This is a genomic window from Marinobacter sp. NP-4(2019) (assembly GCF_003994855.1).
Lineage (GTDB): Bacteria > Pseudomonadota > Gammaproteobacteria > Pseudomonadales > Oleiphilaceae > Marinobacter.
The window spans coordinates 4,305,835-4,317,799 of the sequence record NZ_CP034142.1 but is presented as its reverse complement, the minus strand read 5'-3'; the positions used below and the strand labels follow the sequence as shown (position 1 = coordinate 4,317,799).

Sequence of the window (11,965 nt, the reverse complement as noted above, 5' to 3'; positions counted from 1 at the left end):
ACAATTGAAGAAGACGTTGAGCGTCAAGCTGGGGCAGGTGGCGGACTATGAGATCCGCCTGTTGCGGGTGTTCAAGGCGGTGGTGGAATGCGGCGGCTTTGCGGCGGCTGAGACCGAGCTCAATATCGGCCGCTCAACAATCAGCATTCATATCGCCAACCTTGAGCAACGACTGAACCTGAAGCTCTGCCGACGTGGGCGCGCCGGTTTCGCCCTGACCGAGGAGGGCATCGAGGTTTACGAGTTGATGAAGGACCTGTTTTCGTCACTCGAAACCTTTCGTGCCGGCATCGATGCCCTGCACGTCGCGCTGACCGGTGAGTTGAAGATTATTGCCAGCGATACCGTCTGTCTCGATACCGAGGCCAAACTCGCCGAGGCGATCGCGAAGTTTTCGCAGGAGGCTCCGGAGGTCAACGTGTTGCTGGATGTCCGGGCGTTGACGGAGATCGAGCGGATGATACTCAACGACGAAGCCGATATCGGTTTTGTCCCCTTTCACCGTCAGTTTGAGGGCATGGATTACAGCCCGCTCTACTATGATCGCTGCCATCTGTACTGCAGTCACAACCACCCGCTGTTTGATGCCGTCGAGGACGCATCATTCGAGCAACAGGTGCTGGCTTCCAAGGTGGTACATGCCGGCGTACAGACGAGTGCGGAGGTGGGTGAGCAGCTGGCGGACATGAACAAGTCGGCCATCGCGTATTTCTACGAAGCCCGCCTGGCGATGATCCTGTCTGGTGCCTATATCGGATTTATGCCAGACAAATACGTGCAGCCGTATGTGGATTCCGGTCAGTTACGTCAGCTTCTGCCCAATCAAAAGGGCTACGAGCTGGGGCTGGCCGCGGTTACCCGCAGCCACCGCAAGAGCAGCCGCGCCCGCGAACTCTTTATCGAGATCCTGCGCGAGCTGCATGGTTGAGTGATGACTGTGTATCAGATCAGAGGCTGATCCAGACGCTCTTGATGTCGGTGTACTTCTCCAGCGAGTGCAGCGATTTATCCCGGCCGTTACCTGAGGCCTTGACGCCGCCGAACGGCATCGTGCAGTCGCCGTCGCCCCACCCGTTGACCCAGACCATCCCGCTCTTGATCTTGCGGCTGACCCGGTGGGCGCGTGAAAGGTTATCGGTCCAGATCGATGCGGCGAGGCCGTAGGGCGTGTCATTGGCGAGGCGGATCGCTTCCTCCTCCTGTTCGAACCCGGACACGGCCAGTACCGGGCCGAAGATCTCTTCGCGTACGAACGTCATTTGGTTATGGGCGTCGATAATGATGGTCGGCCTGGCGTAAAAACCTTGGCCCTCGACATACTCGGGCAGGCCGCCGCAGAGGACCCGGCCACCTTCATCGATGGCGGATTGGATGTAGCGGCTGACGGTGTCGAGTTGCGCCTTGTCCACCAGCGGTCCCATGCGGGTATCCGGGTCGAGCGGATCGCCAACCCGATAGGCCGCAGTGGCTTCGACCAGTGCGTCAAGGAACTGTGCCTTGATACCGTTCTGCAGGTACAGGCGCGAGCAGGCGATACAGACTTCCCCCTGGTTCGAGAAAATGGCCGCAGCGGCGGTCTCTGCCGCAGACTTGATATCCTGACAGTCGTCGAAAACCACCATCGGCGACTTGCCCCCGGCCTCGATCCAGACGCGTTTCATATTGGACTGGCCGGCATACTCCATCAGCATGCCGCCGACGCGGGTCGAACCGGTGAATGCCAGTACGCTGACGTCATGGTGCATTGCCAGTGCTTTCCCCGCCGTGTGGCCATACCCGGTCACGACGTTGAATACGCCGTCTGGGAGGCCGGCTTCGGTGGCCAGCTCTGCAAGTCGCAGGATGCTGAGCGAGCTCTTCTCGGAGGGCTTGAGTACCAGGGAATTGCCGGCGGTGAGCGCTGGCGCGAGCTTCCACACGGCCATCAACAGGGGGAAATTCCACGGTGTAATGGCGCCGACAACCCCCACCGGCTCGTGGCTGATCAGCCCCAGTGTTTCTTTACCTGTCGGCGCGATTTCACCATAGACCTTGTCGACACATTCGGCGGTCCAGCGCAGGCAGTCGATCGCTTCTGCCAGGTCGACGTTGACCATCTCATGGATTGACTTGCCCATGTCCAGACTGTCCAGCAGAGCCAGTTCGTTGCCGTGCTGCTCGACCAGGTCAGCGAGCCGAAGCATGACCTGCTTGCGATGGGCCGGCGTGGCCTCGGACCAGCTGCCGGCCTGGTAGGCGGCCAGCGCGGATTGGACGGCACGGTCGATATCGGCACGGTCGCCGCTGGCAACCTCAACCAGGCATTGTTCCGTAGCCGGGTTGATCGAAGGGAAACGTTCGCCGCTCTCGGCGGGCCGGAAGCGGCCGTCGATATAGCAATCACCGTGGAGCCGGGCGCGCTGGCTCAGCTGCTGCCAATCTTTTCGTTGTTCCATAGTTGTCACTCTCCGCTAGGAATCTGGTAGCGGTACAGGCTACGCATTGCGCTGTCGGGCGCGCCATACCCTCTTGAGGGTAGGGGCTGGTTTCCCGGCCCACTACCCTTAAAAGGGTATGTGGGAAATCAACATGGCCATGCTAATGATTAAAAGCGTTCCCCATGATGGGCAAATCGCACAACCCGACAGGAGAGAATTATGCCTATAACAAAAAACCGACTCGGCGCTGCCCTGGCGCTTTCTGTCAGTGTCACATCCGGTGCGGCTTTGGCCGACGAAAGCAAGGTCCTGAACATCTACAACTGGTCGGATTATATTGCGCCGGAGGCGATTGAAGCGTTCTCCGAAAAGACCGGCATCGAGGTCAACTACGACGTCTACGATTCCAACGAGGTGCTTGAGGCCAAGCTTATGTCCGGCGGCACAGGCTATGACGTGGTGGTGCCGGCTGGCGCCTTTCTGGAACGGCACGTCCAGGCCGATATCTATCTGGAAGTTGACCAGTCCCGGCTCTCCAACTACGACAATCTGGACAAGGTGCTGTTAGAAAAAGTGGCCCGTTACGACGTGGGTAACAAGCATAGTGTGCCTTACGCGTGGGGAACGATCGGCCTGGGCTACAATGTCGATCAGGTCAGAGAGCGTCTGGGCGATACCCCTGTCGACAGCCTCGATCTGGTGTTTAACCCGGATGTCGCGGCCAGATTGGCTGATTGTGGCATCGCCATGCTGGATTCCCCTGCCGAAGTTGTCTCCATGGCGCTGAACTACCTGGGACTTGATCCCAACAGCGAGAAAAAAGGCGACCTGAAAAAAGCCGAGGCTCTACTTCAGGGCGTGCGTCCCCACATCAAATACTTCAGTTCCAGCAAGTACATCTCCGACCTGGCTAATGGCGAAATCTGTCTTGCCGTGGGCTACAACGGTGACGTGCTGCAGGCACAAGGGCGTGCGGAAGAAGCGGGTCAGGGCGTAAATGTGGGCTTTTCCATTCCCTCCGAAGGAACCCTGGTCTGGTTTGACGTGATGGCCATCCCTGCCGATGCCCCACACCCGGATGCCGCGCATAAGTTCATCGATTTTGTGCTGCAAGGCGACACGGCGGCCGGTATCTCCAACTACGTCTACTACGCGGTACCCAATGTGGCCGCCATGCCGCTTCTCGATGAAGAGGTCAGCAGCAACCCGGGCATATACCCCTCTGAAACAGTCAAGGCCAAGCTGTTTACCCAGAATGCGCATACGCGGAGATTCGACCGTATCCTGAACCGCTCCTGGTCCAATATTAAAACCGGACGGTAAACACCGTCATTCCGGCGGCGAGCCAGCACGAAAGTCGCTGGTTTCGTCACCAGCGGGATAACTGCCAGGGGAAAGAACATGAGCTTATACACGGTAATTGAACCGGAGCAGGCGGAAGCTTGCGCCAATAGTGGAGCCCCAGTGCCACTGTGGCGCCAGGAAGGTGCCGAGCCTTTTGTGAAGATCGAAAACGTCACCAAGAAGTTTGGCGATTTTACAGCGGTCGATAACGTCTCATTGAACATCTACAAAAACGAGCTTTTCTGCCTGCTGGGCGGCTCCGGTTCGGGCAAGAGTACGCTGCTCCGGATGCTGGCCGGATTTGAGACCGCCACCAGCGGACGCATCCTGATCGATGGTGTCGATACTTCGGGCATTCAGCCTTGGAATCGGCCGGTCAACATGATGTTTCAGTCCTATGCCCTGTTTCCGCATCTGACCGTCACCGAAAACGTGGCGTTTGGTTTGCGTCGCGAGGGGATCAGTCGCTCGGAAACCAAACAGCGCGTGGCGCAGATGCTGGATATGGTGCAGATGGGGCACTTGGGTAAGCGCAAGCCGAATCAGTTGTCGGGTGGACAGCGCCAGCGGATTGCGTTGGCGCGGGCGCTGATCAAGCGCCCCAAACTGCTGCTGCTGGATGAACCGCTGGGCGCACTGGATAAAAAACTGCGTGAAGAGACCCAGTTTGAGCTGATCAACCTGCAATATGAGTTGGGTGTGACGTTTGTGGTGGTGACCCATGACCAGGAGGAGGCGATGACCCTGGCTACCCGGATTGGGGTGATGAATCAGGGGCAGATCATTCAGACGGCCGAACCTCATGAAGTTTATGAATATCCGAACAGTCGTTTTGTGGCCGAGTTTGTCGGTTCGGTCAATCTGTTCGAGGGTAAGGTTGTTGAGAAGGTGCCGGGTTCAGTGCGGATCGATTCTCGGGACGCCGGCACCACGCTTTCCAACAACCACGATATCAACTGTGCCGCCAATCAGGTGGTCCATGTAGCGGTACGCCCTGAGAAAATCAGCATCAGCCATGAGGATCCGGAACAGCGCGACAACTGTGTACGCGGCAAGATCGAAGATGTCGCCTATATGGGCAGCCTGTCGTTATTCCGGGTCAAGCTCGATAACGGTTTTGAAGTGAGAGTGACCAAGCCCAATCTGATGCGCGCCGCAGCCGAGAGATTCACCTGGGATGATCTCGTTTACTTGTCCTGGGACGAAGACAGCAGCGTGGTGTTGACGTCATGAGTACTATTGCTGAATCAGTCCGGCTCACAGGGCCTACGCTGAGGGCTCAGATCCTGGAACGCCTCGGGCAGAACCGATGGGGCCGTTATGCGGTCATTTCGATTCCGGGTCTGTGGCTGGCGGTGTTTTTCTTTATCCCGTTCCTTGTGGTGTTCAAAATCTCGCTTGCCGAGACGGCGATCGCGATTCCACCCTACACCTCGCTGTTCGAACTCAATCTGGAAGAGGCGTTGCTGGAAATCAGCATCAACCTCGGCAATTATCGCTACCTGTTCGAGGATGATTTCTACCTGGCAGCCTACCTCAATTCGGCCAAAATCGCCGCCATCTCCACCTTCTTCACCTTGCTGATCGGCTTTCCGATGGCCTATCTGATTGCCCGAAGCCACGGCACAACCCGGACGTTGTTGCTGTCGCTGGTGATCCTGCCGTTCTGGACGTCATTTCTGCTCCGGGTATACGCCTGGATGGGGATCTTGCAGAAGAATGGCATCGTCAATGACTTCCTGATGAGCATCGGCCTGATCGACACCCCGTTGACGATATTGCAGACCGATATCGCCGTTTACATCGGCATCGTTTACACGTATCTGCCGTTTATGGTGTTGCCGCTTTATACGGCGCTCGAAAAACTCGACGGGGTCCTGCTTGAGGCAGCGGAAGACCTGGGTTGCAAACCCGCGCAAACCTTCTTCCTGATCACCCTGCCGCTGTCCTTGCCCGGTGTCGTTGCAGGCTGCTTGCTGGTGTTTATTCCGGCGGTGGGCGAGTTCGTGATTCCGGCTCTGCTGGGCGGCTCCGATACGTTGATGATCGGTCGGGTATTGTGGGACGAGTTCTTCCTCAGTCGTGATTGGCCCATGGCTTCGGCAGTAGCGACGGTGATGCTGATCGTGCTGGTGCTGCCGATCATGCTGATCCGTAACAACGCCGAAAAACAGGGGGAGGCCGCCTGATGAAGCGCCGTTCAACCTTCTTGAGTGTGTCGGCCAGCATGGGCTTTGTGTTCCTGTATGCGCCGATCATTGCCCTGATCATCTACAGCTTCAATAAGTCCAAACTGGTGACCGTATGGGGTGGCTGGTCGTTGAAATGGTATAGCGAGCTGTTTAAAAACGACCAGATTATTGACGCCGCGCTGGTGAGTGTGAAGATTGCCGTCATCAGTGCCACGCTGGCAGTGGTGCTGGGCACACTGGCCGGCTTCGTGCTGACCCGTTTCGGCCGCTTCCGCGGCAAGATGATCCTGTCGGGCTGGACGACCGCGCCGCTGGTTATGCCGGAAGTGATCACCGGCCTGTCCCTGCTGCTTTTGTTCGTGGCAATGGAGGGAATGTTCGGTTGGCCCGCCGGACGCGGTACCGGCACGGTGATCATCGCCCATACTACCTTCTGCCTGGCCTATGTGGCCGTGATCGTGCAGTCGCGCCTTATATCACTGGACGAGACCCTGGAAGAAGCGGCCATGGACCTGGGTGCCAGGCCTGCATCGCTGTTCTTCCTGGTGACCCTGCCGTTGATCGCGCCGGCGCTTGTCTCGGGCTGGTTGCTCTCCTTCACCCTGTCACTGGATGACCTGGTCATCGCCAGCTTTGTCTCCGGTCCGGGCGATAGCACACTACCGATGGTGATCTTCTCGAAAGTCCGCCTTGGCGTCAGTCCGGAGGTGAACGCCCTGGCCACGCTGATGATTCTTACCGTGGCGGTCGGGGTGATTGCAGCGGTTTTCCAGATGCGTCGCCAACACCGCAGCAAAGAAATCCAGGAATAACTCTAACCCTAACCCGGGGGCAAAGCCCCCGGTTTCACTCCCCCAACCCTAAAAACAACACCTAGGAGAATCCTATGAAATCATTGTGGATGGCACCGGCGTGCCTGTTACTTTCCTCTGCCGTCACGGCAGCCGAGCTCTCGAGCACTGTTGGCTTCACCAATGACTACCGTTTCCGCGGTATCTCACAAACGGCCGGTGATGCAGCGATGCAGGGCAGTATTGATGTGGCCTTCGATAACGGTCTCTATGCCGGTATCTGGGGCAGCAACGTCGATTTTGGTGACGACGCCAACCTGGAAATCGACTGGTACGGCGGTTACTGGGCTGCAATCAATGACAAGATGAGTTGGGACGCGACCCTGTATTACTACACCTACCCGGGTTATGACGCTGCCGACGCGGACTACGCCGAAGTCGACCTGAACGTCTATTACGGTGACCTGAAGCTGGAGTACGCCTTTGCCAACGACTATGTCAACCTGGGTGAGGCCGCACATTACGTCGCGCTGGACTACAGCTACGCCGTGACCGAACAGGTGTCCCTGGACCTGCACGCCGGTCATAGCTTTGGCGATTACTGGGACGATATTGATATCGGTGACTACAGCGATTTCTCGGTTGGCGCATCCACCAGCTTCGTTGGTCTCGACCTGTCACTCGCCTATCTGTTTAACGATCTGAACAGCGACCAGGAGATCGATAATGGCGCGTTCAGCAATGACGAAACGGTTCTGTTGACGGTTTCCAGAAGTTTCTAAGCGCTAACGGGCAGCTCGGCTGTCTGTTCTGGCCGGCCTGGTGGTTCTGCAATCCCGTTGCAGAACCACCAGGCCGGCTTTTTTATTACTCGCCCTGTTTCACCGGAACCAGGGGGCGGAGACAAAAAAGCCGGGCTCCAAGGCCCGGCTGTTGGTGGTAGGTGGTTCGGGTGTCAGCCCAACTCTTTCTGCGTGATCGGGAAGCCCATCTTCTCGACCAGCCGAATCCACAAATGGCGCCAGCCGCCTTTGGCATCAACCGTATCCAGTGCGTACATGGTAATCTTGGCGCCGATCCAGCGGAACGGCTCGGGAGGGATGTAGCCCGGCAGTGTGCTGGCAAAGCCCAGCTTGCTCTCGGGCGTGTTTTTCCCATCCAGTATGTCCAGTCCGACCCGAGAGCCAAACCGGGTCGCGGTGACGCCAAAGCCGGAGTAACCACCGGCGTAGATCATGTCGCCGTTGTGGTAACGCTGGAAGTGGACCGCCATACGTGTGGTCAGGCCAATGGGACCGCTCCAGGCGTGGCTGAAATTGATGCCGCGCAGGCCCGGGAAGGTCTTGTAGAAGTTTTCGACCAAGGGAACAAAGTTGTCTGCCGTCTTGTCCGCTTTCGGGTCGGTATCGTTCTCGTAAAAGTATCCCAGTCGACCGCCAAACAGAATCCGGTTGTCGGCGGTCAGCCGCATGTAGTTAAGCTGGGTACGGGTGTCGTAGATGCCTTGACGGTGCTTCCAGCCGATACTGGCCAGCTGCTCGTCGGTGAGTGGTTCAGTGACAACGATCCGGTCGCGGATCGCAGCGACCCGTTTGCGGATCTTGCTACCACTGATGGCAAAGGCGTTGGTGGCGAGCAGTACCTTGCGGGCTCTGATCAGGCCCTCGGGGGTCTCAACCTTTACCCCCGGGTTCAGCGCGCGGGTATCGCACAAAGGGGTGTATTCGTAGATCCTCACACCGAGTTCTTTCGCCACGCGCTTAAGACCCCAGGCCAGCTTTCCGGGGTGGACGGTGCCGCTACGGCTCTTGGACCAGAGTCCACCGGAGAACAACGGTGAGTTGACTTCAGACTGGACCTGGTCCTTGTTGAGCAGGTAGGCGTCGTGACCGTAGCGCTTGTAGAGTTTGTATTCCTTCTTGATGTCCGCCAGTCCATCCTCGCCAATAGCGACGGTGAGTTCGCCACCCCATTCGATATCGCAGTCGATCTTGTAACGTTCGATAGTCTCGCGGAAGCCGTCCAGATTTTCTTTGCCCAGACGCTCCAACTCGTCCATGTCGTCTGGAAACAGGCGCTGAGCATTGTCCAGACCATGCATTACCGAGGTCGACAGAATAGCGGCAGGGCGACCTGAGGCTCCGATGGCGACGCATTGCGCCTCGATCAGAACCACATCACGCTCGGGGTTGTTTTCTTTTGCCTGCACGGCGGCCCAGAGCCCTGTGAAGCCAGCGCCGACGATCAGCAGATCACATTGGGTGCTGCCCTTGAGTGATGGTTCAGGCGTTGGTGCATCGGCGTGATCCAACCAGTAGGGAAAGAACTTTGTTCTCAGTAAAGCCTTTTGGGCATCCGTTAATCCGTTCATGGTCACACTCATTTGTTGTGTTTCTCAGGAGTTGCGCTGATAGCGCTATGTAACCAGTTTGCTGAACGGTAGGACGGTATTGAATACCCTCGTTTGGTAGGTACCTGAACAGGGTAGAGCGTGAGGGGGGAGTGCGAATGTCGCGTAAAGGTGGCTGCTTTGGGGAACAAAAAAACGCAGGCAGGGCCTGCGTTTAAGTGGTTTAGCGCTTGGTGTAGTGAACCCCGGGTAGCACGCACAACATTTCGTAGAGCAGGTTGGCGGCCACCACCGATGTGTTGCGGCTCATATCGAAGGGTGGCGAGACTTCAACCAGGTCGGCGCCGACTATGTCCAGCCCGCGGGAGCCGCGGATGATTTCGATGCCCTGCATCACGGTCAGACCGCCGACCTCAGCGGTACCGGTGCCCGGGGCAAAGGCAGGGTCAAGCCCGTCGATATCGAAGCTGATATAGACCGGACCGCCGCCAACCTTCTCGCGCACCTCTTCCATCAGCGGGGTCAATGACTTGTGCCAGCATTCCTCAGCCGTGACGACGCGAAATCCCTGGTCGCGTGACCAGTCGTATTCGTTGGCCGAATAACCGGTGCCGCGGAGACCGATCTGGACGACGCGGTTACCATCGAGCAGTCCCTCTTCCACCGCGCGGCGGAACGGGGTGCCGTGGGCGATGGACTCGCCAAACATATGATCGTTGATGTCGGCATGCGCATCGATATGGATCACGCCGATCGGACCGTGTTTCTTCCTCAATGCTCGCAGAATCGGCAGTGCTATGGTGTGATCGCCACCCATTGTCAGCGGGACGACGCCACAGCCCAACACGTCGTCGTAAAATGCTTCGATAATGTCGATGCTTTTTTGCAGGTTGAAGGTGTTGATCGGTACATCGCCGATATCGGCAACGGTCAGACTGTTGAAGGGATCGGCACCGGTGGATACGTTAAATGGACGCAGCATGCGCGACTCGTCACGGATCTCGCGGGGAGCGAGGCGGGCGCCAGGACGATTGGAGGTGCCAATATCAAAGGGCACGCCGATGAATGCAGCGTCCAGTTCTTCAGAGAGATCGACAGCGGGGAGGCGCATAAAGGTTGCGGGCCCACCGAAACGGGGCATCTCGTTGCCGCTCATCGGGGCATAAAGCGTTTTGTTGGACATGGTCGATCTCCTTGCTGCAATAGGTTGCCGACACATTGCTCAGGCCGGCTATTTCTGGTGATATTGGTCATCACACTAGAAACATCCTGCTGCGCTCACCATACCCTGTTCAGGTGGGTCATTCGGCCGCCCCCCCTGAACAGGGTATGTCTCAGGGGGTGGAGCGGGGGTAATAATGGCGCCATAGTAGACAAAAATAATTAAGGTGGTGCCTTATGAGTAAGCCCTTGAGCCATAAAAAAACGTTGACCGCGCTCGACGTCACACTCTATGCCGTCTCCGCGGTCCTGCTGATTGATCAGATCGCCATGACCGCCGCTGTTGGCCCGGCGGCTATCTTCTGGTGGCTGGTGGTTATTGTCTTATTCCTGATCCCCAATACGTTGGTCACTGCCGAACTGGGCACCTCTTACCCGGAACAGGGCGGCATCTACGCCTGGGTTCGTGATGCCTTCAATACCCGCTGGGCGGCACGGATTACCTGGCAATACTGGATCAATATCGCCCTGTGGATGCCGGCGGTGTACATCATGTTCTCTGGCATCTTCGCGGCTCTGTTTTTCCCCGAGATGGGCCTTTGGACTCAGATCTGCCTGGGGATAACCATGTGCGCCCTGACGACCTGGGCCAACTGCATCCGCCTCAGTTACAGCAAATGGATTCCCAATATCGGCACCTTGACCAAGTTTGCGGTTATTCTGACCCTGGGTGGTGCTGGCATCGCATACGGCCTGGAGCATGGATTCGTTAACGATATCGGGTTTGGGGCGGCAATGGATGATCTTCAGGCCGGCCTGGTGTACTTGCCCGTGGTGGTTTATGGCTGCCTGGGGATGGAGCTGATCAGTGCCGAGAGTGACGAGATCATCAATCCCAAACGCAATATCCCTCGCGCCATGCTGGCTGCTGGCCTTTGCGCGGCAGGCTTCTACATCTTTGGTACGGCGGGTGTGCTGGCGGCGGTTCCGGCCGATGATGTCGACATGGTTGATATCCTGGCGGTGACGCTTCAGGAGTTGTTTGGTGGCAGCGAGCTAGGCAGCGCCTTCGCCCTGGTAATCGGCGGTATGGCGCTGTTTACGTTGTTCTCGACCATGGTGACCTGGACCCTCGGCGGTAACCGTGCCGCGGCGGAAGCGGCCGACGCAAAAGAGATGCCCGAGATCTTCGGCTGGGTGAGCAAGGAGCACAAGAGCCCTGTTGGTGCCGCAATCCTGACCGGTACGATCAGCTCGTCGATTATGGTGATCTACGGTTTTATGGCCAATAATCTTGAAGACCTCTTTTGGACCCTTTTCTCGTTCAGTGCCATCATCTTCCTGTTACCCTATGTCGCCATGCACCTGGCATTTATAAAGTTACGTATCAGTGATGCCGATCATCCGCGGCCGTTCAAGATTCCGGGTGGTGATTTGATGGGATACGCGCTTTCAACACTCTGTATCGCCATTCTGGGGATGTCGATCCTGCTCTTCTTCTGGGTCCCCGGCGAACCACTGGATGTGGCGTTCGCCTTGCAGGTTGGCGCTGGCGTGCTGATCACCCTGGCCATCGGCGAATACCTGGTATACCGCGGCGAGAAACTGCGGGCAGCGGAAGCCGATCGGCAGCAGGCCAGGGTAGCTATAAAATTGGGCGTGGCCAACGGATGAGCCGCTTCTAAGCCGATTCGCCGTAAGGCCCCACCC

Annotated in this window: 10 protein-coding genes; 7 read left to right on the top strand and 3 right to left on the bottom strand. The window is 57.6% G+C overall.

Annotated features, from left to right (window positions below):
• Nucleotides 1–4 precede the first annotated feature (4 nt).
• On the top strand, nt 5–928 hold the full coding sequence (locus EHN06_RS19650; protein WP_127334161.1) for a LysR family transcriptional regulator: 924 nt from the start codon (nt 5–7) through the stop codon (nt 926–928).
• Between the two features lie 19 nt (nt 929–947).
• Here EHN06_RS19650 and EHN06_RS19645 read toward each other — a convergent pair whose 3' ends face one another.
• A complete protein-coding gene (locus EHN06_RS19645) occupies nt 948–2,435 on the bottom strand; it encodes an aldehyde dehydrogenase (protein ID WP_127334160.1) in 1,488 nt (495 codons plus the stop codon).
• A gap of 198 nt (nt 2,436–2,633) precedes the next feature.
• Between EHN06_RS19645 and EHN06_RS19640 the strand changes: the two genes are divergently transcribed.
• The 5 genes from EHN06_RS19640 (at nt 2,634) to EHN06_RS19620 (ending at nt 7,526) form a co-directional block, all read left to right on the top strand.
• Entirely contained in the window at nt 2,634–3,740 is a 1,107-nt protein-coding gene (locus EHN06_RS19640) for a polyamine ABC transporter substrate-binding protein (RefSeq protein ID WP_416332571.1), read from the top strand.
• 78 nt (nt 3,741–3,818) lie between these two features.
• A complete protein-coding gene (locus EHN06_RS19635) occupies nt 3,819–4,994 on the top strand; it encodes an ABC transporter ATP-binding protein (protein ID WP_127334158.1) in 1,176 nt (391 codons plus the stop codon).
• The gene (locus EHN06_RS19630; RefSeq protein WP_127334157.1) at nt 4,991–5,950 is read left to right on the top strand and encodes an ABC transporter permease subunit; all 960 of its coding nucleotides are present in this window, start codon (nt 4,991–4,993) and stop codon (nt 5,948–5,950) included. Before EHN06_RS19635 ends, EHN06_RS19630 begins: the two co-directional genes overlap by 4 nt.
• The gene (locus EHN06_RS19625) at nt 5,950–6,765 is read left to right on the top strand and encodes an ABC transporter permease subunit (RefSeq protein WP_127334156.1); all 816 of its coding nucleotides are present in this window, start codon (nt 5,950–5,952) and stop codon (nt 6,763–6,765) included. Before EHN06_RS19630 ends, EHN06_RS19625 begins: the two co-directional genes overlap by 1 nt.
• Nucleotides 6,766–6,839: 74 nt before the next feature.
• The gene (locus EHN06_RS19620; RefSeq protein ID WP_127334155.1) at nt 6,840–7,526 is read left to right on the top strand and encodes a TorF family putative porin; all 687 of its coding nucleotides are present in this window, start codon (nt 6,840–6,842) and stop codon (nt 7,524–7,526) included.
• Nucleotides 7,527–7,699: 173 nt separating this feature from the next.
• Here EHN06_RS19620 and EHN06_RS19615 read toward each other — a convergent pair whose 3' ends face one another.
• Nucleotides 7,700–9,115, bottom strand: a complete 1,416-nt coding sequence (locus EHN06_RS19615) for an NAD(P)/FAD-dependent oxidoreductase (RefSeq protein WP_127334154.1) — start codon at nt 9,113–9,115, stop codon at nt 7,700–7,702.
• Between the two features lie 202 nt (nt 9,116–9,317).
• Complete coding sequence (gene speB, locus EHN06_RS19610) at nt 9,318–10,277, bottom strand: agmatinase (protein ID WP_127334153.1); 960 nt, start codon at nt 10,275–10,277, stop codon at nt 9,318–9,320.
• 215 nt (nt 10,278–10,492) lie between these two features.
• Between speB and EHN06_RS19605 the strand changes: the two genes are divergently transcribed.
• Entirely contained in the window at nt 10,493–11,929 is a 1,437-nt protein-coding gene (locus tag EHN06_RS19605) for an APC family permease (RefSeq protein ID WP_127334152.1), read from the top strand.
• The last annotated feature ends 36 nt before the right edge of the window (nt 11,930–11,965 follow it).